Raw genomic sequence first — 26,284 nt, 5'->3', positions numbered from 1 at the left:
GGTGGCACTACCGATTTCCAGAATCCGGCTCTCCCGACTAGGCCGCCGTCACGATTGAGTTCTCCCGGAGGAGCTGTGTCTGCGGAGCGCTTGTCGATGCTGATCCGTCTGTCCGCCGGCGAGGGGCTCAGCCTGCAGTGCCAGCTGTTCGAGCAGCTTCGCGGCTTGATTCTCGACGGCACCCTGAAGTGCGGCGAAAGACTGCCGGCTTCGCGGGTGCTGAGCGAGATGCTGCACATCTCCCGCAACACGGTCACCCTCGCCTATGCACGCCTTGTCGATGAGGGTTATGTCGAGATGCGTGAATCGGTGGGGACTTTCGTCTCCGCGCAGATTCCCGATGCTTCGCTGCTCACCAAAGTGAATTCCCGCACGTCTGCACGCACCGCCGGCGGCGAGGAACGGCCACAGCTTGCACCGCACACGGTGCGGGCGCAGACGCTGCTCAATCCGCATCGGCGCCGGTTGATCGCCGACTTCTGGGTGGGGCGGCCGGATGCGCGCAGCTTCCCGACCAAGATGTGGATCAAGCTGATCCATAACCGCTTGCTGTCGGCCGGTGCCGCACTCACCGAATACAAGGACCCGGCCGGGTTCGGCGAGCTGCGACAGGCAATCGTCGATCACCTGCGGCCGGCGCGCGGTATCAAGGCGACTGCCGAGCAGGTCATCATAGTGGGCGGGTGCCAGGACGGCCTCAACCTCGTTGGCCGCATGCTCATGCCGCCGACGACGACCGCGGTGCTGGAGGACCCGTGCTATCAGGGGGCGGCATTTCTGTTCGAGAGCCTCGGCGCGCGCATTCACCCAATCGCTGTCGACGCCAAGGGAATGATCACCGCGCGGCTTCCGGATCAGCGCCGCTGCATCGCTTACGTCACGCCCTCGCACCAGTACCCGCTCGGTGTCACGCTCTCGCTCGACCGACGGCTTGAGCTGATCCGTTGGGCTGCAGCAACAGATTCCTACATTCTGGAGGACGACTACGACAGCGACTTCCGCTTCAACGGACCGCCGATCGCAGCGCTGAAGGGGCTGGATGGGCTTGATCGCGTCATCTATCTCGGAACGTTTTCGAAGTGCCTCGGCGCCGGGCTTCGCCTCGGCCACGCGCTTCTACCGCGTGGCCTCGTGGAGCTGGCGCGGGCGACGAAGACACTGATGAACAATGGGCAGCCGTGGCTCGAGCAGGCGGTGCTGGCCGACTTCATGCGCAGCGGCGCATACCAACGCCATTTGCGCAAGATCCGGCAGCTCTATCTGTCGCGACGCAACGCGCTCATCAAGGCGCTCGAGCGGCATTTCGGCGCCGTGGAAATTCTCGGCGGCGAAGCGGGCATGCACGTCGTGTGGCGCTTGCCCGATCATCTCCCCTGTGCGACTGAACTTGAAGCGATCGCTCTTGCGGCTGGCGTCGGCGTCTATGCCGTGGGCTCCGGTGGGGCGGTTGTTCTCGGTACCGGCTCCAACAATGATCGTCACTTGGTCCTCGGCTTTTCCTCGCTCACCGAGCGCGAGATCGAAGCCGGTATCACAAGGCTCGCCGCGGCACTTAGGGGCGAAGCTCGGTCACTCGCCGTAGCCGCAGAGGCGGTCGGTTAGCCGCTGCGTGGGCGGCTGCGGGCCAGGATGGCCACGGCGCGCGACAGCTCGCTCTCTGATAGAGCGCCGAAGCCGAGGCGAAACGCATTTGGAGCATGGCGTGGCCTGAGGGCGAAGGTCGTCCCCGCAAGCACACCTAGCCCCATACTTTCCGCCGCTGCAGCCCACTGCTCGGCATCCAGGCGCTGTGACAGGCGGAGCCAGATCGCGAGCCCACCCGTTGGAACGTCGAACGTGCAGAAGCTAGCGAGATGCCGCTGCAGAAGCTCGGCGAGCTTGTCGCGGCGGGCTTGGTAGACCTGGCGCGATTTGCGCGCGTGGCGCCTTATCTCGCCGTCCGCGATTAGGGCGGCAACGGCATGTTCCAGCGGCAAATCCCCCTGGCGGTCAATGGCCTGGCGCACCGTCGCCATGCGCTCGATGAGCTTCGGCGAAGCAATGGCGTAGCCAATGCGAAGCTCGGGTGCGAGCAACTTCGAAAGCGAGCCAACATAGACGATGTGCGCCGACTGCGTGCTCGCGGCCAGCGGCAGCACCGGTCGTCCATCGAAGCGGAACTCGTGGTCGTAGTCGTCCTCGATGAGGATCAGATTGCGCCGGTGCATCAGCTCGAGGAGCGCCAGCCGTCGCGCCGCATTGAGGGTGACGGTGGTGGGGTACTGGTGGTGCGGCGTCAGATAGACCGCACGCAGGCTCGGTTCGCGCTCGGCGAGCTTGGCGAGCTGCTCGATCGAGGCGCCATGCTGGTCGACAGGAATACCGACGACGTTCGCTCCAGCCGCGCGGAACGCCGACCAGGCGAGCTGATAGCCAGGGTCCTCGACGGCGATGGCGTCGCCGGGGCGCAGCAGCGCGCGGGCGACGAGGAACAGCGCCATCTGGCTGCCGCGCGTGATGATCACGTCGCCGGGATCGGCGACGAGGCCGCGCTCGCTGCCGAGATATTCGCACAATGCCTCGCGCAATCGCGCGCTGCCGCGCGGTTCTCCATAGGGCGAGCGGCGCAGGAACGACGGCGCGGAGACGGCGCGTCGAAATGCGCGCGCCAGCTCGGCGCGCGGGGCAATGCGCGCATCCGGTGCGCCATCGGAGAAGGCGATGTCGATGCTCTTGCGCGGCGGAGCGGCAACCGTTGGCGCTGGTCTCTCCCTGCTTCTTGGCGGCGGTGTATCGGGAAGATCCTCCGCAACGAAGGTCCCTTGCGAGGGGAGCGTGACGGCCCACCCCTGTTGGATCAACTCCTGGTAGGCCGCGTCGACAGTGTTGCGGTGAATGCCGAGCGCCTTCGACAGTGAGCGCGTGCCGGGGAGCGCGGCACCAGGCTTCAATCGGCCACGCTCAATCTCGCGGATGATTACCGCAGCTAGGTTGAGGAAGATCGGCTTGGCGGAGTCGGGCTCCAGCTGCAGCACGACTTGTCGTGTCATCGACCGGCCTAGTTATAATGATCAAACCGGCCCTATTTGGTGGGCCGGCCAAGGTTTATCGCATAAGGCAGGACAGGGCGCAAATTGCGCCATTTACGCACGGAGATGGCGATGAAGCAGGCGCTGGCGCTTTACCACGTGGCGTTCGAAAATCTCGGCTCCTTCGAATCCGTGCTGAGCGATGAGGGATACGCGATCAGCTATCGCAATGCGGTGCACGGGCTTGCCGGGCTTGACGCTAAAGGACCCGATCTGCTCGTTGTCCTCGGGGGGCCGATTGGTGTCTACGAGACCGACGTCTATCCCTTTCTCGATGAGGAACGCCAGTTCATCGCCGAGCGCCTCGACGCAGGGCTTCCAACGCTCGGCATCTGCCTTGGCGCGCAACTGATGGCAGCGGCGCTCGGCGCAAAGGTCTACCCCTCAGGCATAAAAGAGATTGGATTTTCGCCGTTGGCGCTGACCAACGCCTGCGCGCGCCGCCCACTGGGACATCTCGCGGGCGTGCCAGTGCTGCACTGGCACGGGGACACCTTCGATATCCCCGCGGGAGGCGAGCTGCTTGCCTCGACCGCCGTCTGCCGCAACCAGGCGTTTGCCGTCGGCACGCACGCGCTCGCGCTGCAGTTTCACCCCGAAGCCGACTATCCGGCGCTGGAGGACTGGTTCGTCGGCCATACCTTGGAGCTTGCAGGTGCCAAGGTCGATATTCGTCAGTTGCGCAAGACTGCGACCACGGCGGTGCCGAGGCTGCGCGAGGCCGGCGGCAGGATGCTGAAGGCTTGGCTCGGTGCCCTCCCATCCTGACTTGCAGGGGGCAATCGGCTCCGTCGCGGCCAGTCTCGCGGCCGTCCGGGCGCGCATCACCCGCGCCGCGGAGCAGAGTGGGCGCAGCCCTGATGCGGTGAGGCTTGTCCTGGCGACGAAGACCGTTCCTCCGGAGAGAATTCTTGAGGCCGTCGAGGCAGGACAGGTGCACCTGGCGGAGAACCGCGTGCAGGAGGGGCGCGCGAAAGCGGTCGCCCTTGCCGATCGGCCTATCCGCTGGAGCATGATCGGTCATCTGCAGACGAACAAGGTCAAGGACGCGCTGCGCTTCGTCGATGAGGTTCAGTCACTGGACAGGCTGACCCTTGCCAAGACGCTGGACGGCTACCTGCAGCGGCTCGGGCGCCCGCTCGACGTGCTGGTGCAGGTGAACACTTCTGGCGAGGCGACCAAGTACGGACTGCCGCCCCATGATGTGCTGCCGTTCCTGCGCGAGTTGCGCGCCTTTGCGTCCCTGCGCATCCGCGGGTTCATGACCCTAGGGCGCTTCACGCCGGACGTCGATGAGGTGCGTCGCTGTTTTCGCCTCTTGCGCACGGTGCGCGATGCCGCGCGCGAGGCTATGCCGTGCGGCGAGGCGTTGCAGGAGCTGTCGATGGGCATGTCGGGCGACTTCGAGGCAGCAATCGCCGAAGGCGCTACGATCGTGCGCGTAGGGCAGGCGGTGTTTGGTCGACGCCCGCTGCCGGATTCGTACTTTTGGCCAACGACCGGCACCCCGCACAGGTGATGCGCGTCATGGAGCGCCCCGGATCGTCCTTCCGCCAAGCGCACGACCGGGCAGACCGGCCCGTGTGCAGCGGCTGGCCCGCCATGTAGGCTTCAAGCGAAATGTTGCGGGTGTAAATATCTCGACACCGCGTGCATCGCCAGAAGTCTGCAGGGCCTCCCGGGGCCAATGCCTTGCAAGCGATAGCTCGCCGCTCATCAACCGTCCGCGTCCTTCTTGATGAGAATATCCCTGAGCACGACCGCTTCGTTATGTTCGACGTCCCGCGCCCCGAAGAGGAGTGTCACGGTGCCTTTGCGCGCGCGCGACCGCAGATCATGGAGTTCCGTTGCGTGCTCATGCAACTCCACCCGGTATCGCCTTTGAAACTCCATCCATCGCTTGGGGTCATGACCAAACCAGCGGCGAAGCTCGTTCGAAGGCCCGATCGTTTTCATCCATAGATGGAGGCCAGCGCGTTCCTTACTGATGCCGCGGGGCCATAGCCGGTCCACGAGCACACGGAAACCGTCAGACGGGGTCGGCGGTTCGTAGATCCTTTTTATCTGCACGCGACCCATGCCCGCTCCGGTCAGCTCGCGGATTTTCAAGGCACCCCGGAAGTCTCGCTGACTAAGCGGGTGAGCTATATCCAAATGCCACCTATGTGCGCAATGAGATCGACCGGGACGATAGGCCGATAGGGCATTCCGATGCTCATGTTATGGCATTCCACCATATGATGGTGATGAGGCAAACACGTCCAGGATCGGGAACATGAGCAAGAGACGAGACCCACGAACAATCGCGGTCAATACGGGCATAGCGACGGACAGCGCGTTTGGCGCTGTTACTCCGCCGATCTATCTTTCGAGTACCTTCTCGTTCAGCGGATTCGAGCGCCCGCGTGCCCACGATTATTCGCGCACCGCAAACCCAAGCCGCGACATCCTCGCCAACACCCTGACCGAACTCGAGTGCGGCGCGGGCGCGGTGGTCGTCTCGTCTGGAATGGCCGCGGTCGACCTGGTGCTCAGCCTCCTTGGTCCGGATGATCTCGTCGTCGCGCCGCATGACTGCTACGGGGGTACGCATCGCTTGCTCTCGCTGCGCCGCGATCGGAAGCACTTTGATGTGATCTTCGTAGACCAGAACAATGAGGAAGCGTTGACGGCGGCATTGGAGCAGTTTCCTGCCCTCGTCCTGATTGAGACGCCAAGCAATCCGCTCATGCGGGTCGTGAACATCAGGGCCGTGACAGAGCGCGCCAAAGCTGCAGGGGCGAAGGTCGCGGTGGACAACACATTTTTATCGCCGGCACTGCAGCGTCCGATCCACCTGGGTGCCGACTTCGTTATTCACTCAACAACGAAGTACCTCAATGGCCATTCGGATGTCGTGGGTGGCGCCGTTATAGCGGCGGACAAGACCGATGCCGAGATCCTAGCTGCTTGGGCCAACACCTGCGGGGTCACGGCTCCGGCCTTCGACTGCTACTTGACCCTGCGCGGATTGCGCACTTTGTTCGCTCGCATCGAGCGCCAACAGATCACAGCGATGAAGATCGCTGAATACCTGCAAGGTCATTGCGCCGTCGCCGCCGTGCATTACCCCGGCCTTGCCTCACATCCTGGCCATGCGGTGGCCAGATCGCAGCAGTCGGGGTTTGGCGCCATGCTGAGCTTTGAGCTTGCCGGCGGCGTCAGCGCCGCACGACGTTTCGTCGAGAGCCTGTCGGTGTTCACGCTGGCCGAATCGTTGGGTGGCATCGAGAGCCTCGTTGCGCACCCCGCGACGATGACGCATCTCGGAATGGGCCCTGAGGCACGTCGCGTGGCGGGTATCACCGACGGCCTCTTGAGGCTCTCCATCGGGCTCGAGGCTGAGAGCGACTTGATCGACGACCTCAAGTGCGCATTGGATGCAGCGCACGCCCGCGCTCACGACGTGCATGAAAATTCTCTAATGGACCCGCTCGAACCGTTGGCGTCTCAAAGCTAACCGATGCCGTGGTGAGTTGCCTGGTCCTGACGCACCGGGGAAGGGGAATCGATTTATCGTCTCGTCGCGGACGAACGGTCGGAACCTTTTCCGAGCAGTCGCATCCAATCGGGCGTTAGCTAGTTGGAGCTTGCCATGGTTGACGAACGTCAAATCGTCGGCGTTTGAACTATGCGAGAATGTTCACGAAACCGAGGACGCGGCACGGCCATGACGTTTGTCGAGTACTATTGGCGAGGCGAAGGACCGCTTTGGAAGATCTACTGGCTGTACGGCGTACTCCTCAGCATGGGGCTCGCAGTTGTCATTGCAGCGGCTGGATTAGGACATTGGGTCCCTCTGCCCGGTTTAATCGCAATGCTCGTTGGCCTGGCGATTTATACGGTCTGGATTCTGGTCAGCGTCTGGCGCTGCGCTGAGAACGTTGAGGGGCGTCCATTCGGTTACGATCCCGAATTGTGGACCGCGCTAGCACGCACGGCTACCGTCGCTTGGGCGATCAACGAGGTTGCCCTTTCAATTCTCCTGATTCAGATGAGCGTGGCCAACTGGTAGTGACATTGCGTTCTTGCGCCAGCACCGCTGTTAGGCAAGGCCGCGGGTATCGCCCGATAGGCAGCTTCAATGAACTTCTTACCGGAAACGAACAGAATGTCGCGGAGGTCAAGCAACCTAGGTCATGGGGCAGGCGCGCTTCCAGTGCGCGCTCGCTGGGAGATGCGCATCACCGGTCTCGAGCGCCGCATTGCCGAGCAGAGACAAGATTGGCGCTGCCATTCTCGGCGGCGTTTTTCTTACGCTGATCCTAATAGCCAGCGCGCGACTCCCCAAGTGGCTGGCCAAACGATAAGGTGCGCATCCCCCGCTGATCGTAGTGACGTCGTGAGTGCAGCAGGCCGGCGGCGACCCGCCGGAGGCGGCTCATCACGCACCCACCGACGTGGATGCAGATCCAGTTTTGTGGTGCGGCAGCGGACCAATGGCAATGGATGATTTCACCATCGCCCGGGTCATCCACGTTGTCGCTATCCTCTTCTGGATCGGCGGCGTCGCCTTTGTCACATCGGTGGTGATGCCGTCGATCCGCGAGGGATCTCCGTCGGAGGAGAGGCTCGCTGCCTTTCACCGGATCGAAGGACGGTTCGCCTGGCAAGCCCGGATCTGGGTTGCCCTCGCGGGCGTCAGCGGCTTCTGGATGGTTTACCGAGCCGATCTGTGGAGCCGCTACGCCGATCCCCGTTTCTGGTGGATGCACGCGATGCTGCTCGTTTGGCTATTGTTCGCGATGATGCTCTTCGTGATCGAACCGCTATTCCTCCATCGCCGAATGGCCAGCTCCTCCCGCCCGGCCGATTTCAGGCGGATGGAGTGGGTGCACAGGCTGCTGCTTTTGTTGAGCCTTATCGCGCTGGTCGGTGCCATTGGCGGCAGTCACGGACTTCTCTAACCCCCAGAAGACATCGCGGCACGAGACGAGTTGCCTTACGGGCTGGCGCGCGCTCCGAGAGGCAGCCCACGGTTCTCGAGGGTGTGTGACTTGTCACCACGCAGCCGCGCCTCAAGACGGCACGCTGACACCGCCACGCGCGGCGTTTCTCGATCCAGGTGAGCCCGACCACGGAGGGCTTTTGGGGTGCCGCTTTGGCGAGGGCACGCTTGGGCAATTCGGACGCTTCCTCCAGTGACGGCTCTAGTGACGGTCACTAGGGGGCCGGTCGGGCGAACTCAGCGTGTTTCCTAGTGTCCTTGTAAGCCAAGCCGAAAAAAGGGGTGCCCTCCAGCCGGGGAAAGGCTGGAGGGCGGGGCCGGCCAGAGTGGACGGGGGAGGCAAATCCGGCCGGCAAATGGGTGGTGTGCGTGGCGCGCCTTTATCTTCCTTTCGGTTGCGGCGCTCGTTCGTTACTCCGCTTCGCTGGCAGCATCGAGCAAGGTGTCGACCACGCCCTCGGTGACGACCGCATCGAAGGCTTCCTCGATCGCTTCCTGGGCGTCCGTGGACAGCAGCGCCTGGGCTTGCTGCGCGGTGGTCGACTCTTCATAGGAGCCGGCGTGGGCCGCGGCGGCGCCAAGGGCAACGGCGAGCGCGGCGGTGCCGGCGAGAAGCACGGCTTGCAGGGAAGAGGTCATCGTTAATTCTCCTGTCCCGTTGAGAGGCGCGCCGCGCACAAAAGGACCGCGGCGCGCCTCGGGTGAGCGCGGCCCCAATTGCAGGTCGCCGGCTCGACTGCGATGTGTAGGGGAAGGCGGCGCCCGCCGCTGTTCCCTGCGTTACAGGACGTTGCGAGGCTTCAGCGCCGATCGCGGCTGTTCTCGAGGATGGAGAGAATCTGCTCGGCGTCGGTATCGGTGGGCAGCGCGTGGAAATCGGCCTCGACATCGAGCGCCTTCTCCAGCAGCCGGTGAAACTCCTCGCGATTGAGCTCGACGGTTCCGAACTGACGCAGGTGGTCGGTCACAAATTGCGTGTCGAGCAACCGAAAGCCGCCGTAGGAGAGGCGCGCGGCGAGATAGACGAGCGCGATCTTGGACGCATCGCGCTCGTAAGAGAACATGCTCTCGCCGAAGAAGGCGCCGTTGAGCGCCACGCCGTAGAGGCCGCCGACCAGGCGGCGGCCGTTCCACACCTCGACGGTGTGGCAATGGCCGAGGCTGAACAGATCGCGGTAGAGGCCGCGGATGCGCTCGTTGATCCACGTGGAGCGCCGCCCGGGCCGTGAAGCGGCGCACCCCTCGATCACGCCCTCGATGTCGGTGTCGATCTTAACCGCCAACGAGGTGGCGCGCAGCGTACGCGCCAGCCGCCGCGGTACATGCACCTCGTCCAGGGGGAGGATGCCGCGATGCTGCGGCTCGATCCAATACAGCGCCGGGTCGTCGGCGCTTTCCGCCATGGGAAAGATGCCGCAGGTGTAGGCCTTTAGCAGCACCTGCGGCGTGATCTCGATGACGATGTCGTCGCGCGAAGCCATATGGTCCGTCGGCTAAGGTCCGCCCTTTTTCGTGCGGCGGAGCCTAGCGTGAAAACTTTTCCGGCTGTCGTCAATCGCCTGCGTCGGCGACCAAACTATGACTTGGCCAGATACTTTTCGAGCCAATGGATGTCGTAAAGGCCGTTGGCGATGTCCGGTTGAGCGATGAGCTCGTTGAACAAGGGGATGGTCGTCTCGATGCCGTCGATGACGAATTCCGACAGCGCCCGCTTCAGCCGCATCAGGCATTCGTTGCGCGTCTTGCCGTGCACGATCAGTTTGCCGATGAGGCTGTCGTAGTAGGGCGGGATGCGGTAGCCCTGGTAGACGCCACTATCGACGCGTACGCCTAGCCCGCCCGGCGGATGCCAGTAGCTGATCTGCCCCGGCGAGGGGCGGAAGGTGCGCGGGTTCTCGGCATTGATGCGGCACTCGATGGCGTGCCCGGCGAAGGTGATGTCCTTCTGCTTGTGCGAGAGCTGCGCGCCGGAGGCGACACGGATCTGCTCGAGCACGAGGTCGATGCCGGTGATCGCCTCGGTCACCGGGTGCTCGACCTGCAGGCGCGTGTTCATCTCGATGAAGTAGAACTCGCCGGCCTCGTAGAGGAACTCCACCGTGCCGGCGCCGCGGTACTTCAGTTTGCGCATGGCCTCGGCGACGGTCTCGCCGATCTTGGCGCGCGCCGCCGCGTTGAGGGCGGGCGAGGGCGCCTCTTCGAGAACCTTCTGATGGCGCCGCTGCAGCGAGCAGTCGCGCTCGCCCAAGTGGATGGCGTTGCCCTGCCCGTCGCCGAATACCTGCACCTCGATGTGGCGCGGCTTTGTCAGATACTTCTCGATGTAAACGGCGTCGTTGCCGAAGGCGGCCTTGGCCTCGGCGCGCGCCGTCGACAGGGCAAGGCCGAGGTCGACCGGCGTGTGCGCCACCTTCATGCCGCGTCCACCGCCGCCGGCGGTGGCCTTGATCAGCACCGGAAAGCCCATCGCCTTGGCGATGCGCATCGCCTCCGTCTCGCTGGTCACGGCGCCGTCCGAGCCGGGAACGACGGGAATGCCGAGGCGCTTGGCCGTCTCCTTCGCCTCGATCTTGTCGCCCATGATGCGGATGTGCTCCGACGTTGGGCCGATGAAGGTGATCTGGTGCTCCTCGAGAATCTCGGCGAAGCGGGCGTTCTCGGACAGGAACCCGTAGCCCGGGTGCACGGCGTCGGCGCCGGTGATCTCGCAGGCGGCGAGCAGGCGGGGAATGTTGAGGTAACTTTCCGCGGCGGGCGGCGGGCCGATGCACACGCTTTCATCGGCGAGGCGGACGTGCATGGCATCGGCGTCGGCGGTGGAATGCACGGCGACGGTGGCGATGCCGAGCTCTTTGCACGCGCGCTGGATGCGCAGTGCAATCTCTCCCCGGTTGGCGATCAGAACTTTGTCGAACATCTTTTCCAGGCGAGTAGGGAATAGCGAATAGCGAGTAGTTGGGCAGTGTCGGCTACTCGCTATTGCCTATTCGCCATTCGCTCCTATTCGATGATGACGAGCGGCTCGCCGAACTCGACCGGCTGACCGTTCTCGATCAGGATCGCCGTCACCTTGCCGGCGTGCGGGGCGGGGATCTGGTTCATGGTCTTCATGGCTTCGATGATAAACAGCGTATCGCCCTGCGCTACCTGCGAGCCAACCTCGATGAAGGTAGGGGCGCCCGGCTCGGGCGAGCGGTAGGCGGTGCCCACCATCGGCGACTTGACGACGCCGGGGTGCTTGGCCGGATCGGAAGGGGCCTTGGCGGCGGCGGTAGCTGCGGGCGCGCTCGCGGCAACGGGTGCCGCCGCGACGGTCGACTGGACGTTGAGCGTGCGTGCCACGCGCACTTTGAGCCCGCTCTTCTCGATCTCGATCTCGCTCAACCCGGTCTCGTTGAGGAGTTCGGCGAGCTGCCGGATCAATCGCTGCTCGTCCCCCGAGGTCTCGCCCTGATCCTTGGCCGTCATGCTTCGCTTTTCCTTCTTGTGCGGCTTTGCTTTCCGCTCGCTACCCTTAGCCACGACGCTAGTGTCCCCATTCCGAAGTTCGCCAGAGTTCGCTGCTGGGGCGGGGAGCGAACTTCGGAATGATTAGGGACACTAGAAACATAGACTTGCTAGTGTGATTCAGATCGAGAAATTCGCTCGCTACCGGGCCGCTCATGATGGCGAATTTCTCGATCATCACACTAGGACGCCAGCAGATCGGCCAGGGCTTCGAGAGCCAGCTCGTAGCCCTTGGCCCCGAGGCCGCAGATCACGCCCTTGGCAGCCTGCGATACGTAGGAATGCTGCCGGTACGGCTCGCGGCGAAAGATGTTCGACAGGTGCACCTCGATGACCGGCAGCTCCGCTGCCTGCAAGGCATCGAGCACTGCGATCGAGGTGTGCGAGTAGGCACCGGCGTTGAGAATGATCGCCTGCGCCTTGTCGCGCGCCTCCTGGATCCAGGAGACGAGCTCGCCCTCGTTGTTGGACTGGCGGAAATCGATGGTCAGCGCCAAGGCCGTGGCCCGCGCCTCCGCCTTCTTGCGCACGTCATCGAGGCTATCGGACCCGTAAATGGCAGGCTCGCGCAGCCCCAGCATGTTGAGATTGGGTCCGTTGAGGACGTAGATCGGCTTTGCCATGAGGTCCTTGCTGCAGCCGGGATCGAAGCCGCCTTCTGGCTGGCCCGCGGGCGACGGCCCCCATCTATCAGCTTTCCCGCAGCCGCGGAAGGGAGACCGCCACGTCGGTCGGGGAGAGCCTTAAGAGCGTCGCGCGGCGGCGCAACGACGCGTCGCACCGCCGCAGTTCCGGGCTGCTCGGTGCTGATCAGCAGTAGGAGCAACCCGCCTTGCGCAGCTCCGTGACGTGCTTCTCCAGCTGGTCGTAGAGGTCCTCCGGCGCGCCGGGGATGGCTCGGTCGCCGACCAGGAAGTGCGGCGTGCCGTTGACCCCCATCTTTTTGGCCAGTGCCTCGGACTTCTTGATCTCCGACTCGACCTCGGGCGAAGCCATGTCCTTCTTCAGCTTGTCTATATCGAGGCCGAGCTTGGTGGCGATCTGCAACGCATTGGCCTCGTTCATCACGCCCTTCGCCTCTAGCATGGCGCGGTGCATCTCCCAGTACTTGCCCTGCCTGCCGGCGGCGATGGCGACGCGCGAGGCCTCTTCCGAGCCCTTCGACAGAATCGGCAGCTCCTTGAACACGACGCGCACCTTGGGGTCGGTCTCGACGAGCTTGATGACGTCGCGCAGGCCGCGCTTGCAGTAGCCGCAGTTGTAATCGAAGAACTCGACGACCGTGATGTCGCCCTGAGGGTTGCCGGCGACGTCGGCGACGGGGTCGCGATAGATTTCGCGCGCGTTTTCGGCGATGGCGACCTTCAGCTTCTCGGCCTGCTCCTTCTCCATCTTGGCTTCGAGCGCGGTCTGCGCCTCGAGGAAGATTTCCGGATTGGAGATGAGGTAGTTCTTGATGATGGTCTCGATCGCACCCTTCTGCTCGCTGGTGAAGCTGCTTGGCGACCCATCCTTTACGATCTTCTCCACCTCCTCTTTCTGATCGGTCGTAAGGCCATCGGGCGTCTCGAGCTTCACAATCTTCTCGACCTCTTGCCGTTGGTTGCCAGTGAGGCCGGCAGGGGGCTGGGATGGGGCAGGGGCGACCGCGGACGTCTCACTTGCGGTGACGGGGGTCGATACCTTCACCGCCGAGCCGCCGACGTACACCAGGCCTGCGAGCAGGGCTATGGCGGGGACGGCGAGCCATACGGCGCGGTTCTCGGCGAGAACGCGCAGGAGCGGAGGGCGGGGATTCACGGACATGCACTGGCCTCTTGTGGAGCTGTCGCGGCGCGGCTTCGTCGGCGCGGGGCGGCGATCAGGTTTGCGGTTTGTAGTTGATGATGTCGTCGTTCTTCAGCCATTCGGGGGTGCCCGAGCGCAGCTTGGTCTGTGCTCGCTTGGCGAACAGCTGCGCTTGCTTCAGATCGCCCTCCAGAAAATAGGCTTGGGCGATCATGGCATCGGCCTCGGGTCGCTTGCCCTGCTTATAATAGCTGTTAGCCAGGAGGCGAAAGGCGCGAGAATTTTCGTCGTCGATCAATGATTTGCGCAGAAGCACCACGGATTCGTTCACTGCCGCCTCGCTCTGGTCCTCCTGCAGCGCGCCGGCAAGCTGCACGCGAATAAGGCTCGCCCCCGGATCGAGCTTCAGCGCCTGGCGCAGGAACGGAATGGCCTCGCGCGTACGGCCAGCCCGCATCAAGAGATCACCCTTCACCTCCCAGAAATAGGGATAGTCGGGGCGCGAGGCGAGGAGGCCGTCGACATCGGCAAGCGCAGCCTCGAGCGCCCCCTGTCCACCTTGGAAGAAGCGCGCCAGGGCACGCGCGTAGCGGGCCGGAAGCGTCTGATCGGTGGCCGGGTAGCGATTGAACACGACCGATGGCTTTTCCAGGTAGCCAGACAGCTTGGCGCGCATCAGATCGTGGCGCAGCTGCAGCTCGGGGCTGTCCTTGACGCCAAAGTAGGGGCTGGTCTCGACGAGCTTGCGCAGGCGCGCGAGGCGGTCGGTGGAGAGGGGATGGCTGCGGGCGAAGGCATCCTTCTGCGCATCCGAGATGTATTCCTGCTGGGCAAAGCGCTCGAACGTCGCCAGCATGCCCCGCCCCGACTGCTTGGTGGCATTGAGGAAGCCGAGGCCCGCCTGGTCGGCCGCCGATTCCTGCTGCCGGCGCTCGGCAAGCAGCGAGCGCATGATCACCTCGTTGCCGCCGAACAGCACGCCCTGACCCGCACCGCCGAGGCTGTTGCCGTTGTCGCCGCCGGCGACGCCGCCGGCCACGATCAGGCCGATGCCGAGGATCTGGGCGAGCAGGGCGCGTGTCTGATCTTTGGCGATGCGCGAGCGCAGCGCCGCCATGTGGCCGCCGGTGATGTGACCGGTCTCGTGCGCGATGACGCCGATCACCTCGTTGGGGGAATTGGCCTGCATCAGCGTGCCGGTGTGCACGAAGACGTTCTTGCCATCGAGCACAAAGGCGTTGAAGGCGTCATTCTGCACAATGCGCATCTTGATGCGCCCCGAGCCGAGGCCAGCGGCCCTGAACAGCGGTTTGGCGTAATCGCTGAGGATGTTCTCTATCTCGGTGTCGCGGATGAGCGGCAGGTTCTGCGCCGATGCCGAAGGCGGCGCGCTGAGCATCGCGGTGGCGATGAGCCCGCACAGAGCGGCCCCTTTCGGCCACTTCATCCTCGCAAGTAACGGCATCGACATCGGTAACGGGACCTTGTTCACGACAAGGGGCTTCAGCGTTGAGCTGGACCCTAGTTAGGGGCCTGAAGGCCGTCAACGCAAGCCTGGATGGCGCGCGGCTCCGGGCTTATAAGCCAAGTTCTGACTGGGTTATTTTCACCTTGCGCGCGGCACCATAGGCGCGCCGGCGGGCAGGAATTGGGCGGGTGAGGTCAACAAGCGAACCTTACGCGCGTGTAATGGAAGCCGAATGGCGGATCGACAGACGGAACGGTTGGCGGCGCGCGCTGCAGCAATCGGTGACAACGCGCCGAATTCGGGCTCGGCGCGCAGCGCCATTCCCAGCTTTATCGTGATGGACGTGATGCGTGCGGCCCTGGCCGCCGAGAACGCCGGCCGCAGCATCATGCACATGGAGGTTGGGCAACCGGGAACTCCCGCCCCCAGGGCAGCGCGCGAGGCGGCGGTGCGTGCGCTACAGGGTGAAACGCTCGGCTATACCATGGCGCTCGGCAACGACGCATTGCGCGAGCGCATCGCGCAGCATTATGCCGACTGGTACGCCACGCGCGTGCCTCCCGAGCGGATTGCGATCACGGCCGGCTCGTCAGCGGCATTTGTCCTTGCATTCCTCGCGATGTTCGATGCCGGCGATGCCGTGGCGCTGCCCTCGCCCGGCTATCCCTGCTACCGGCACATCTTGAGTGCGCTTGGCCAGCGCTCCGTGCTGATCGAGACGGGGCCGGCGACGCAGTGGATGCCGACCCCCGAGGACGTCGTGCAGGCCGTGCAGCGCGACGGCATCAAGGGACTGTTGATCGCCAGCCCGGCCAACCCGACCGGCACGATGATCACGTCGGAACGGCTAAGCGCATTGATACGCGTATGCCGCGAGCATGGCGTGCGGCTGATCTCCGACGAGATCTACCACGGCCTCACCTACGCGCGCGCCGCCGAGACGGCGCTGGCGTGCGACGAGGAGGCGGTCGTCATCAACAGCTTCTCGAAGTATTTCTCGATGACGGGCTGGCGCATCGGCTGGATGGTCGTGCCGCCGCAATTCGTCCGCGCCGTCGAGCGGCTGGCGCAGAACCTCTACATCTCGCCGCCGGCAATCGCGCAAGCAGCAGCGCTGGGAGCTTTCGATGGCGCCGAGGAGCTGGAGGCTAATCGGCTGGCCTACGCCAATAACCGCGCGTTGCTGCTCGAGGAGTTGCCGAAGGCCGGCTTTTCCGATTTCGCGCCGCCGGACGGCGCCTTCTATCTTTATTGCGACGTGGGCCACATGACCGACGACGCGGCAGCTCTCGCCAGGGTACTGCTCGACGAGGCCGGTGTGGCCGTCACACCGGGGATCGACTTCGATGCCGAGCGCGGCAACCGCTTCCTGCGCTTCTCGTATGCCGGCACGACCGCCGACATGGCCGAGGCCGCCCGCCACCTCAAAGAGTGGGCAGCGCGTCGCCGGTAACCCTTCCCTTACCGGCTATGAGCGCGGCGACGGATCGCGCGGGGGCGTCCCGTTCTTTGCCCAACAGCGGCGCAAAGCGAGGCGCGGCTGCCGAAACGGATCAGGAGAAACCCAATGAACAATCTGTCACGTGCGCTTGCCGCCACGCTGATGGCTGCCACGATCCCGGCTACCATCGTGCTGGCGCAGCAGGCGCCCTCTGGCGACCAGCCGGCGGTCGAGAAGAGCGAGGCGCGGCGCGGGCCCTCGCCCGAAACGATGGCGCGCCTGCAGGATGGCCGCATCGCTTTTGCCAAGGCGGCGCTCAAGTTGTCGCCTGACCAGGAGAAGCTGTGGGTGCCCGTCGAGGAGAAGATCCGCGCCTCCTTCGAGGACCGCCGCAAGCAGCGTGAAGCTTGGCAAGCCAAGCGCGAGGAGCGCCGCGCGGAAAAGGCCAAGCGCGAGAAGCTCGCTCTGCCCGAGCGCATCGAGCAGCGCAGCCAGCGCCTCACCGAGCGGGCCGCGAAGATGACCGAGCGTGCCGCCAAAGCCAAGGAGTTCGCCGAGGCCCTGAAGCCCCTCTATGCAACCTTCAGCGAGGAGCAGAAGGCCGTTGCCGGGCGGGTGTTGAGCCATTTCGGACAGGATGGCCGCGGCCCGCGCGGCCCGCGCTGGGCAATGCACCGCGGCGGCCATGGCCATGGTCCCCATCACCACGACCGCGGCCCGGGACCCGGGCCTGACCACGGTCCGGATGGCGGCCCCGATAACGACTAGCGCTTGCAGCGCCTAGCGCATGCAGCAAGGGCCGGAGCACAGCTCCGGCCCTTGTGCGTTCCTGCAACGGGCACTCGCCCTATTCGCCGCCGAGCTTGCGCTGCCACCAGCCCTTGCGCGCCGGTGCATTGGACGCCGAGGCATCCTCCGCGACCGGCTCGCCGCCATTCGGCTGGCCGACGACGATGCGCTCCAAACGCGGCTCGCTAGAGCTGGCGCGGCGGCGCGCGGCGCGCGGTTCCTCCGTGGCGACGGCCGCGCTCGGCGCTTCCTTGGCCGGCAGCTCCTCGGCCGCGACATGGTGCGCTTCCTTCGTGGGGCTGCGCTCTGCTTGGCTGTGATGCACCTCCTTGGCGGGAAGCACCTCGTTGCCGTCGGCTGGCAGGTTGGGGAAATCGGCGATGGCCTCGACATGCCCGGGCATGTCGGCGGCGCCGGGTTCATAGTACGGCTGCTCGTCGCCGGCGTAGGGTTCGTCACCGCCACCCTGAGCTGGCGCCTCTCCGGCGCGCTCGCCGTGACCATTGCGGTCGCGGCCGCGGCGCCCACCGCGACGTCCGCGCCTGCGGCTGCGGCCGCCGCGCTCGCGCATACGCTCGCCTTCCTGGCCCTGCTGCTCTCCGCGCTGCTCGTGGTCGGGCGCGTGCGGCTCGTGGTCATCGTGCTCGTGCACGTCTTCGACGGCGTGCTCGTAAGCGCCGGGCGCCTCGTCGTCGGCGCCGAAGCTCTCCTGGCCACCGCGCGCTTCGTCCGCGAAGCGGCTACCATTCTCTTCGCGGTCGCCGCGGCGTCCGCCACGACGGCGACGGCGGCGACGGCGCGACCCACCCTCCTCCGAGCCGCCGCGCTCAGCCTCGCGATCGCCTTGCGCATAGATGTCGCGATCGCCGGAAGGCTGCTCGCGGGCCTCGTACTCGCCGCCCTCGTCTTCGCCCTCGAAGCCCGACTCCATGTTCACGACGTTACGCTCGACGCGCCGCTGCGGCTGCGCCGGCGCAGCGCCCTTCTCGATCGTGAAGTTGGCGCCGGCGAGCTTGTCGGAGCCGGTGACCATGATCGGCAACCCCAGGCGGCCCTCCATGTCATTGATGAAGGGGCGCTTGTTGTTGAGGATGTAGAGCGCCACCGACGGCGTCGTGGTCGCGATGAGCGGCGCGCGCGTGCCGGCCATGATGGAGTCCTCGAGGCCGCGCAGCACGGCGAGTGCCACGGATTCGGTCGAGCGGATGATGCCGGTTCCCTGGCAGTGCGGGCACTGCGAGGTGGAGCCCTCGAGCACGCCGGTGCGCAAGCGCTGGCGCGACATTTCCAAGAGGCCGAAGTGGCTGATGCGCCCGACCTGGATGCGGGCCCGGTCGAAGCGCAGTGCCTCCTTCAAGCGGCGCTCGACGGCGCGGTTGTTGCGCTTCTCCTCCATGTCGATGAAGTCGATGACGATGAGGCCGGCGAGGTCGCGCAGCTTCAACTGACGGGCGATTTCGTCGGCCGCCTCGAGGTTCGTGTGGTGCGCGGTTTCCTCGATGGAGAACTCGCGCGTCGCCTTGCCCGAGTTGACGTCGATGGCGACGAGCGCCTCGGTCTGGTTGATGACGAGATAGCCGCCCGAGCGCAGCGTCACGTACGGGCTGAACATGGCATTCAGCTGCCGCTCGATCTGGAAGCGGGTGAACAGCGGCTCCGGCTCCTGATAGAGCGTGACGTTCTTGGCATGGCTCGGCATGAGCATGCGCATGAAGTCTTTCGCCTCGCGGTGCGCTTCGCCGCCGGCGACGATGACCTCGTCGACGTCCTTGTTATAGAGGTCGCGGATCGACCGCTTGATGAGGTTGCCTTCCTCGTAGACGAGGCTCGGCGCCTGGCTCTGCAGGGTGAGGTCGCGCACGCTCTCCCACAAGCGCAGGAGGTATTCGAAGTCGCGCTTGATCTCCTGCTTGGTGCGCGCAGCGCCGGCGGTGCGGATGATCAGCCCCATGCCCTCGGGCACCTCGAGCTCGGCGGCGATGGCCTTCAGGCGCTTGCGGTCCTGCGGGTTGGTGATCTTGCGGGAGATGCCGCCGCCGCGGGCCGTGTTGGGCATCAACACGGTGTAGCGACCGGCGAGCGACAGATAGGTGGTCAGCGCCGCGCCCTTGTTGCCGCGCTCCTCCTTGACGACCTGCACGAGGATCACCTGCCGGCGCTTGATGACCTCCTGGATCTTGTAGCTGCGCGGGCGGCGTCGTGGACGCGAGGGGAGCTCCTCGAGTGCATCCTCGCCGGTGCTCACCTGCTCGACGCGCTCGACCTCGACCGGGGCGGCGTTGGTCTCGAGCTCCGTCGCAGTGCTCTCCTCGCTGGCAGGTGCCGCTGCCTCTCCCCCAACCTCTTCGGCCGGCGGCGCCGTATCCATCGTGTTCTCGTTGGCGGCGAGCCCAGAGCCATCATCGCCCTCGGGCTCGGCCTGCACCCTATCTTCGCGCGGCATCGTCTCGGCCATCGTCCGATGGGGAGCGTCCTCGCCGTCATCGTCGCCGTCTTCGTGGGGCGGATCGCCTCCCTCGTGCGGCTCGATGACCTCGAACGTATCCTCTTCCTCGGGAGCAGATGCCCGTCGACGGGCGAGCGCCTCTGCGTGCGCGTCGACAGCGGCTTCCTCCGCAGCCTCGGCGGCAGCCTCCTCATCAAGGAGCGCCTGCCGGTCGGCCATGGGGATCTGATAGTAGTCGGGATGAATTTCGTTGAAGGCCAGGAAGCCGTGGCGGTTGCCGCCGTACTCGACGAAGGCAGCCTGAAGCGACGGCTCAACGCGCGTTACCTTGGCGAGATAGATATTGCCCCGCAGCAGTTTGCGGGCCGCAGATTCGAAGTCGAACTCCTCTACCCGGCCATTGCGGAGCACCACAACCCGGGTTTCCTCCGGGTGCGTGGCATCGATAAGCATCTTATTGTTGGACATGTGTGCAGATCCTTGGCGCGCCGGCTGGGCTGCCTGCCGCTCACGGCCGCAGTCCGGATGCGAACTGGGTCAAGGGCGGTGAGGCGCCGGCCTCGGGCGCGCGTCATTGTTTGCGATGGTTGATGGAAAGTGGGGGATTGAGGCGTGGCGCACAGTCGTCCGCCGCCGGGCGAGGCCGGGCGTGCTCCGCGGCGCGGACGGTTGCGCGCTGGAGCCTGCAGATGGCTGGTGCCGAAGTTCAGCATTGCGAGGTCTTTCAATGGTGCGAGGGAGAGCGAGCAATCGCGCTCCCGCCGGGTGTTGCCCACATATCGGCGGGGGCGCCGGGCGGTACTCCGCCTGCTCCGTCCGCCTTCCTTTCCCGGGCGAATGGCGGAGCGTACGAGTGGTGATTGCCACAGTTTCGAGTGGTCTCCGTCGCGCCGGGCGCAAGCTTGGCCCTCAGGCTCAAGGCTCCGCCGTCAGAATGACCCGGAGCGTGTGCTTGCGGGCGCAGGGCGAACCACTCGATCGTCGGTCTGCAGCGGCTCCGTCCCCTGCGGGGAGCGGCGAACCGGCGTGAACGAGGGGACGGTTGCCCGTTCAACTCGTTCTTGCGGCGCACAATGTCCAAGCAAGAGCGCCGCTGCATCAACGAACTAGAAAGTACGGGTTCACCGGTAGGCTTGCAAGCGTGTTATAAGGCACAGCACGCGAACCTTCCGGCCAACTCCCTGCAATTTGAGGGAAATTCGGGAAAGGTTTGGTTAAAATGGGGCGGAATGCCAGCCTTTGCCAGGGCGGAGGGGGATGCAGAAGCATCTGCAACATGAAGTGCGTGAGGCTCGGCGGAGGTGGCGCGCCGCCGTGTGCGCATTTCTAAGCCTTGCGCTGCCCATTGCCGTGATCGCCGCCATGGGCGGCGCAGCGGCAGAGCCGACGAGCATCCACCGCAAGAGCGCTATGGTCGAGGCCAGGCGCGCCGAGCTCACCGGCGATAGGCGGACGACGGCGTTTCGATTGGCGCTCTCGGCCGGGGTGCGCGCCGAGATTTACACCCTGGCCAATCCTTATCGCGTCGTCGTCGACCTTCCCGACGTGGCGTTTCAGCTTCCCGATGGCGTCGGCCAACAAGGCCGGGGGCTGGTCTCGGCCTTCCGCTACGGGCTGCTGGCGGAGGGCAAGGCCCGCGTAGTCATCGATACGGCAGGGCCCGTAGTGATAAAGCGCGCCGACATGGCGGCAACCGGCGCTCGCTCGGTCGAGCTGGTGATCGAGCTGGGGCCGACCTCCGCGCAGTCGTTCGGCACCGGTACGGGCGCGGCGCGCGCCGCGCCGGCGAAGGCGGATCCAGCCCCGCCACCCGCGGCCAGGAAAAGGGACCGCATCAAGCCGGTGATCCTCATCGACGCCGGACATGGCGGCATCGACCCGGGGACCACCAGCGCCGGGAACCTGAGGGAAAAGACCATTGTGCTGGCCGTAGCGCATGCACTGAGGGCGCAATTGTCGGCCAGCGGCCGTTACGACGTGAGGATGACGCGGAAGACCGACGTTTTTGTGTCCCTCGACCAGCGGCTCAAGATGTCCCGCGACCTTGCCGCCGATCTCTTCATCTCGCTGCACGCCGACGCCATCGCGCAGAAGGGGTTCGTCAACACCGTGCGGGGGGCGACGGTCTACACCCTCTCGGAGCGGGCCTCGGACGAGGAGGCACGGCGGATGGCCGAGAAGGAGAACAACTCCGACGCCGTTGCCGGCCTGCAGACGGCGAACTTCGAGGAGGAGGGGGAGGTGCGCAGCATTCTCATCGACCTGTTGAAGCGCGAGACGTCGAATTTCTCCGCCGATTTCTCCAACACGCTCGTGAAGCGCCTGGGTGCGACCATCTCGCTGTCCGGCAATCCGCAGCGCTCGGCGGCGTTCAAGGTGCTGCGTCAGGCGGACACGCCGTCGGTGCTGGTCGAACTGGGCTATATGAGCCACCCCGAGGACGAGAGGTTGCTCAATTCTGCGGCATGGCAGCGGCGCGTCGCCGCGGCGATCGGAACAGCGGTCGATTCTTATTTTTCCAAGCGTACGGCAAAGGCGCGGTGAGGCTCGAACCCCTGCCCCGCGCGTCACGTTATCTAAACTCCGGTGAGCGACGACTTGATGCCACAATCCATGCTAATGTGCCTGCTTCGCGGCGTCGCCTCCTGTAGCCATCAGGCTCGCGCGGAAATGCCAGATCAACCGAACACGCACGATCAACGGAATTAGAGGTTGATGCGCGAGCCCCTATACCCGCCTGAGCCGATATATCCGTCCGAGCCGCCGCCGCGGCGGCGGCGGAAGCGGCGCAAGAGCCTGCTCCTGAGCTTCCTGGGCTTCGGGTTCGCGGCCGGCGTTGTCGTGTTCATCTGCGCCTCGGCAGCGGCCGGCTATCTGCTTTGGAAGGTCTCGCAGGACCTGCCAGACTACGAAAGCCTGGCGAAGTACGAGCCGCCGGTGATGACGCGCATCCACGCGCACAACGGCGCGCTGATCGCCGAGTACGCGCGCGAGCGGCGCATTTTCGTGCCCATCAACACCATCCCGAAACGGGTGATCGCCGCCTTCCTGTCGGCCGAGGACAAGCGCTTCTACGAGCACGGCGGCGTCGACTTCCAGGGCATCGCGCGTGCCGTGTTCAAGGTCGTCGAGGCCAAGATCCAGGGCACCGATCGGCGCGCCGAAGGCGGGTCGACCATCACCCAGCAGGTGGCCAAGAACTTCCTGTTGAGCAGCGAACGCTCCATGGAGCGCAAGATCAAGGAGGCGATCCTTGCCATCCGCATCGAGCGCGCCTACTCGAAGGACAAGATCCTCGAGCTCTACCTCAACGAGATCTATTTCGGCATCGGCGCCTATGGCATCGCCGCTGCGAGCCTCAGCTACTTCAACAAGGAGCTGCAGGACCTGTCGATCGAGGAGGTCGCCTACCTGGCGGCGCTCCCCAAGGGCCCCAACAACTACCATCCGTTCCGGCGCGAGAAGCAGGCGCTGATCCGGCGCAACTGGATCATCGGCCAGATGCACGAGAACGGCTACATCACGGCCGAGGAGGCCGAAGAGGCAAAGGCCAAGCCGCTGGGCGTCAATATCCGCCCGTCGGGCGCGCACATCTTCGCCGCCGAGTTCTTCGCCGAGGAAGTGCGGCGCACGCTGTTGTCTCAGTTCGGCGAGGACAAGCTGTACAACGGCGGCCTGTCGGTGCGCACGACGCTCGACCCGCGCCTGCAGAAGGCGGCGCGCACCTCGCTCATGGATGGCCTCGTGCAGTTTGACCGCAGCAAGGGCTGGCGCGGGCCGGTGGCCAAACTCGATATTGCCGGTGATTGGGGCAAGGCGCTCGATGCGGTCGAAAGCCCGCCCGACATTCAGCCGTGGCGGCTCGGTGTCGTGCTCAAGGCCGACGCCGGCAAGGCAGTTGTCGGGCTGCGTCCGGAGAAGCAACAGGACGGGGCGCTGGTCGGCAAGCGCGAGGCAGTCGAGATCGCCTTCGAGGAGATGAAGTGGGCGAAGTCGGCGAGGAAGAAGGTTGCGCCCAAGGCGGTAACCGACGTAGTCGCGCCGGGGGACGTCATCTATGTGGCGCCGAAGAACCCGGACAACTTGAGCGGCGTGTGGTCGCTCATGCAGATCCCCGAGGCGGGCGGCGGCATCGTCGCGCTCGACCCCAATACGGGGCGCGTGCTGGCGGTGGTCGGTGGCTTCTCGTTCGCCATGAGCCAGTTCGATCGCGCCATTCAGGCGAGGCGCCAGCCCGGCTCGGTGTTTAAGCCGTTCGTCTATGCGGCGGCGCTCGACAACGGCTACAAGCCGACGTCGATCATCCTCGATGCACCAATCGAGATCGAGCAGGGACCCGGGCAGGACATTTGGAGGCCGGAGAACTACGAGAAGGAGCACTCGGCCGGTCCGTCGACGCTGCGCTTCGGCATCGAGCACTCGCGCAACCAGATGACGGTGCGCCTCGCGCAAGATCTCGGCATGCCGCTGATAACCGACTACGCCAAGCGTTTCGGCATCTACGACGATCTTCTGCCGGTGCTGGCGATGTCGCTCGGCGCCGGCGAGACGACGCTGCTGCGGCTTGCCACGGGCTATTGCTCGATCGCCAACGGCGGGCATCAGGTGCGCGCCACCCTGATCGATCGCATTCAGGATCGCTGGGGGCGTACCGTCTGGCGGCACGATCAGCGCGTGTGCGAAGGCTGCAAGTCCGACGCCTGGAACGGGCAGGAGGAGCCGGAGATTCCCGACGACCGGGTGCAGATCATCGACCCGCACACCGCCTATCAGCTGACCTCGATCCTCGAGGGGGTCATTCAGCGCGGCACGGCGACCTCGCTAAAGGCGCTCGAGCGCCCGCTGGCCGGCAAGACGGGCACCACCAACGAGGAAAAAGACGCCTGGTTCGTCGGCTATTCGCCCGACCTGGTGGTCGGCGTGTTCGTCGGCTACGACACGCCGACGCCGATGGGCAAAGGCAACACCGGCGGCAAGGTCGCAGCGCCGGTGTTCGGCAGCTTCATGAAGGAAGCGCTTGCCGATCAGCCGGCCGCCCCCTTCCGCATTCCGCCCGGGGTCAAGCTGGCGCGCGTCAACCTGCGCACCGGCTTGCGCGCCGGCGAGGAGGACCCGCAGAGCATCATGGAGGCATTCAAGCCGGGCGAAGAGCCGGATGATGCCTATTCGGTGATCGGCTTCACGGACCAGGGCACGGGCGCCGTCCCCGGGCGCGACGACGAAAGCTCGGCGGACGATCCTTATTTTCAACCCGGGCCGCGCAGCAGCCCCGGATACGGCTCGGGTCGCGGCGGCCTGTGGTGAGACGCGGCGCCTGAGAAGGTACGCCCGACTGCGGCGCGCCTTCGCGTTTACAGCCGCACGCGCCACGATTATATCACTGCTCCTATCCTGAAATCGCACCGCCTCGGAGGCAACGATGCGTGCCGAACCGCAAAAGCTCGTCGATTCCATCAAGGAGGCCCTCGGCCTCCTGCGGAGGCATCTTTGACTGGGATACGGCCCAGCAGCGTCTTGCCGAGTTGAACAAGCGGGCAGAGGACCCCAGCCTCTGGAATGACCCCAAGGCGGCGCAGAAAGTGATGCGCCAGCGCCAGCAGCTCGAGCGCTCCATCACCGCCTATGAGGAGCTGCAGCGCGGTCTCGACGACGGCGTGACGCTCATCGAGCTCGGCGAAGCGGAGGACGACGACGCCTCGGTCGCCGAAGGTGAAGCCATGCTCAAGAAGCTGGACGAGGAGGCGCAGCGGCGCAGCGTCGAGGCGCTTCTGTCCGGCGAGGCCGACGGCAATGACGCCTATCTGGAGGTACACGCCGGCGCCGGCGGCACGGAAAGCCAGGATTGGGCGTCGATGCTGGCGCGCATGTACATGCGCTGGGCCGAGCAGCGCGGCTACAAGGTGTCGACGCTCGAGGAGAGCCCGGGCGAAGAGGCGGGTATCAAGTCGGTCACCATGGAGATCAAGGGCGACGGCGCCTATGGCTGGCTGAAGACGGAATCGGGCGTGCATCGGCTGGTACGCATCTCGCCCTACGATGCCAACGCCCGCCGCCACACGAGCTTCGCCTCGGTGTGGGTATACCCAGTGATCGACGACGACATCGACATCGAGATCAAGGAGAGCGACTGCCGCGTCGACACCTATCGCTCCTCGGGTGCGGGCGGCCAGCACGTCAACACCACCGATTCGGCCGTGCGCATCACGCACATCCCAACCGGCATCGCCGTCGCCAGCCAGCAGGAGCGCTCGCAGATCAAGAACCGCGCCATCGCCTGGGCGATGCTCAAGTCGCGGCTCTATGAGCTGGAATTGAAGAAGCGCGAGGAGAAGGCCAACGCCGAGGCCGCGAGCAAGACGGACATCGGCTGGGGACACCAGATCCGTTCCTACGTGCTGCAGCCGTATCAGTTGGTGAAGGACCTGCGCACCGGCACGCAGAGTACCAATCCCGCCGCCGTGCTCGACGGCGAGATCGATCCGTTCATCGAGAGCGCGTTGGCGCAGCGCATCAAGGGCGGCGCCCAGGTGGAGGTCGCCGACCTCGACTAAGAAGGCGGTCCAGCGCTGCAGTGTTACCGCTAATACGCTGGACCGCCGTGCGTGGCCGGTCCGGGGATGGCGCGCCGGCCGGCCTGTAATGAGTACGAACGTTGCCATCTACGGGTTTCCGTCGCCCCTCCGCTGAAGCCTGGTGGCGCGTCCAACGAGGCCGGCCGGGCAATCCAGTCCCTCGCTTGAAGCGCATGAAAGTGCTTTGCAGCGGCGGTCCAATGCGCCAAGACGTTGGC

21 protein-coding genes are annotated in these 26,284 nt (G+C 65.2%); 11 read left to right on the top strand and 10 right to left on the bottom strand.

The genetic code is table 11. The features are described from left to right. Window positions 1-96 precede the first annotated feature (96 nt). Window positions 97-1,602 carry a PLP-dependent aminotransferase family protein gene (locus F9K20_RS12640; RefSeq protein WP_291002128.1) on the top strand — a complete coding sequence of 502 codons (1,506 nt, stop codon included), beginning with the start codon at window positions 97-99 and terminating at the stop codon, window positions 1,600-1,602. Here F9K20_RS12640 and F9K20_RS12635 read toward each other — a convergent pair. Further along, window positions 1,599-3,029, bottom strand: a complete 1,431-nt coding sequence (locus F9K20_RS12635; RefSeq protein ID WP_291002125.1) for a PLP-dependent aminotransferase family protein — start codon at window positions 3,027-3,029, stop codon at window positions 1,599-1,601. The genes F9K20_RS12640 and F9K20_RS12635 overlap by 4 nt on opposite strands. A 111-nt stretch (window positions 3,030-3,140) precedes the next feature. Here F9K20_RS12635 and F9K20_RS12630 point away from each other — a divergent pair, with 111 nt between their 5' ends. Together F9K20_RS12630 and F9K20_RS12625 are read left to right on the top strand one after the other, a co-directional pair. Next, window positions 3,141-3,836, top strand: coding sequence for a glutamine amidotransferase (locus tag F9K20_RS12630; protein ID WP_291002122.1), 696 nt, complete (start codon window positions 3,141-3,143; stop codon window positions 3,834-3,836). After that, complete coding sequence (locus F9K20_RS12625; RefSeq protein ID WP_291002119.1) at window positions 3,820-4,587, top strand: YggS family pyridoxal phosphate-dependent enzyme; 768 nt, start codon at window positions 3,820-3,822, stop codon at window positions 4,585-4,587. Before F9K20_RS12630 ends, F9K20_RS12625 begins: the two co-directional genes overlap by 17 nt. Before the next feature lie 197 nt (window positions 4,588-4,784). Here the strand turns inward: F9K20_RS12625 and F9K20_RS12620 are convergent, their stop codons facing one another. Beyond that, on the bottom strand, window positions 4,785-5,147 hold the full coding sequence (locus F9K20_RS12620; protein WP_291002115.1) for a DUF488 domain-containing protein: 363 nt from the start codon (window positions 5,145-5,147) through the stop codon (window positions 4,785-4,787). A gap of 196 nt (window positions 5,148-5,343) precedes the next feature. Here F9K20_RS12620 and metB point away from each other — a divergent pair, with 196 nt between their 5' ends. The 3 genes from metB to F9K20_RS12605 all read left to right on the top strand — a co-directional run bounded on the left by metB (window position 5,344) and on the right by F9K20_RS12605 (window position 8,014). Next, window positions 5,344-6,567 carry a cystathionine gamma-synthase gene (gene metB / locus F9K20_RS12615; protein ID WP_291002112.1) on the top strand — a complete coding sequence of 408 codons (1,224 nt, stop codon included), beginning with the start codon at window positions 5,344-5,346 and terminating at the stop codon, window positions 6,565-6,567. A 210-nt stretch (window positions 6,568-6,777) separates the two neighbouring features. Then, a complete protein-coding gene (locus tag F9K20_RS12610; protein WP_291002110.1) occupies window positions 6,778-7,122 on the top strand; it encodes a hypothetical protein in 345 nt (114 codons plus the stop codon). A gap of 430 nt (window positions 7,123-7,552) precedes the next feature. After that, window positions 7,553-8,014 (top strand): hypothetical protein, encoded by a 462-nt coding sequence (locus tag F9K20_RS12605; RefSeq protein WP_291002108.1) that lies wholly within the window; start codon window positions 7,553-7,555, stop codon window positions 8,012-8,014. Between the two features lie 452 nt (window positions 8,015-8,466). Here the strand turns inward: F9K20_RS12605 and F9K20_RS12600 are convergent, their stop codons facing one another. The 7 genes from F9K20_RS12600 to F9K20_RS12570 form a co-directional block, all read right to left on the bottom strand. Continuing rightward, the gene (locus F9K20_RS12600; RefSeq protein WP_291002105.1) at window positions 8,467-8,694 is read right to left on the bottom strand and encodes a hypothetical protein; all 228 of its coding nucleotides are present in this window, start codon (window positions 8,692-8,694) and stop codon (window positions 8,467-8,469) included. A 161-nt stretch (window positions 8,695-8,855) separates the two neighbouring features. Further along, entirely contained in the window at window positions 8,856-9,536 is a 681-nt protein-coding gene (gene aat / locus F9K20_RS12595; protein WP_291002102.1) for a leucyl/phenylalanyl-tRNA--protein transferase, read from the bottom strand. A gap of 95 nt (window positions 9,537-9,631) precedes the next feature. Then, complete coding sequence (gene accC / locus F9K20_RS12590; protein ID WP_291002099.1) at window positions 9,632-10,972, bottom strand: acetyl-CoA carboxylase biotin carboxylase subunit; 1,341 nt, start codon at window positions 10,970-10,972, stop codon at window positions 9,632-9,634. A gap of 83 nt (window positions 10,973-11,055) precedes the next feature. Beyond that, entirely contained in the window at window positions 11,056-11,523 is a 468-nt protein-coding gene (gene accB, locus F9K20_RS12585) for an acetyl-CoA carboxylase biotin carboxyl carrier protein (RefSeq protein ID WP_291002096.1), read from the bottom strand. A gap of 221 nt (window positions 11,524-11,744) precedes the next feature. Continuing rightward, window positions 11,745-12,185: a type II 3-dehydroquinate dehydratase gene (aroQ, locus tag F9K20_RS12580; RefSeq protein ID WP_291002093.1), complete on the bottom strand. Its 441-nt coding sequence runs from the start codon at window positions 12,183-12,185 to the stop codon at window positions 11,745-11,747. Between the two features lie 187 nt (window positions 12,186-12,372). After that, the gene (locus F9K20_RS12575; RefSeq protein WP_291002091.1) at window positions 12,373-13,368 is read right to left on the bottom strand and encodes a DsbA family protein; all 996 of its coding nucleotides are present in this window, start codon (window positions 13,366-13,368) and stop codon (window positions 12,373-12,375) included. Window positions 13,369-13,423: 55 nt separating this feature from the next. After that, window positions 13,424-14,797: a M48 family metalloprotease gene (locus tag F9K20_RS12570; protein WP_291002088.1), complete on the bottom strand. Its 1,374-nt coding sequence runs from the start codon at window positions 14,795-14,797 to the stop codon at window positions 13,424-13,426. Window positions 14,798-15,050: 253 nt separating this feature from the next. Here F9K20_RS12570 and F9K20_RS12565 point away from each other — a divergent pair, with 253 nt between their 5' ends. Next, window positions 15,051-16,271: a pyridoxal phosphate-dependent aminotransferase gene (locus tag F9K20_RS12565; protein WP_367115865.1), complete on the top strand. Its 1,221-nt coding sequence runs from the start codon at window positions 15,051-15,053 to the stop codon at window positions 16,269-16,271. A 114-nt stretch (window positions 16,272-16,385) separates the two neighbouring features. After that, window positions 16,386-17,027, top strand: coding sequence for a Spy/CpxP family protein refolding chaperone (locus tag F9K20_RS12560; protein ID WP_291002085.1), 642 nt, complete (start codon window positions 16,386-16,388; stop codon window positions 17,025-17,027). A gap of 79 nt (window positions 17,028-17,106) precedes the next feature. Here the strand turns inward: F9K20_RS12560 and F9K20_RS12555 are convergent, their stop codons facing one another. Beyond that, window positions 17,107-19,962 (bottom strand): ribonuclease E/G, encoded by a 2,856-nt coding sequence (locus F9K20_RS12555; RefSeq protein ID WP_291002081.1) that lies wholly within the window; start codon window positions 19,960-19,962, stop codon window positions 17,107-17,109. A gap of 846 nt (window positions 19,963-20,808) precedes the next feature. Between F9K20_RS12555 and F9K20_RS12550 the strand changes: the two genes are divergently transcribed. From F9K20_RS12550 to prfB, 3 genes are all read left to right on the top strand, one after another. After that, complete coding sequence (locus F9K20_RS12550) at window positions 20,809-22,038, top strand: N-acetylmuramoyl-L-alanine amidase (protein ID WP_291002079.1); 1,230 nt, start codon at window positions 20,809-20,811, stop codon at window positions 22,036-22,038. Between the two features lie 171 nt (window positions 22,039-22,209). After that, window positions 22,210-24,798, top strand: coding sequence for a penicillin-binding protein 1A (locus F9K20_RS12545; protein WP_291002076.1), 2,589 nt, complete (start codon window positions 22,210-22,212; stop codon window positions 24,796-24,798). 115 nt (window positions 24,799-24,913) lie between these two features. Next, window positions 24,914-26,045, top strand: a protein-coding gene (gene prfB, locus F9K20_RS12540) for a peptide chain release factor 2 (protein WP_291002073.1) whose coding sequence is annotated in 2 segments (ribosomal slippage) — window positions 24,914-24,982 and window positions 24,984-26,045 — 1,131 coding nt in all. Because the reading frame shifts where the segments join, the coding sequence is not laid out codon by codon here. The last annotated feature ends 239 nt before the right edge of the window (window positions 26,046-26,284 follow it).

It is taken from the genome of Hyphomicrobium sp., assembly GCF_009026145.1.
In the GTDB taxonomy this organism is placed as follows: domain Bacteria; phylum Pseudomonadota; class Alphaproteobacteria; order Rhizobiales; family Hyphomicrobiaceae; genus Hyphomicrobium_A.
Note: the sequence above shows the minus strand (reverse complement) of the source record. Positions and strands in the feature narration are given on the sequence as shown.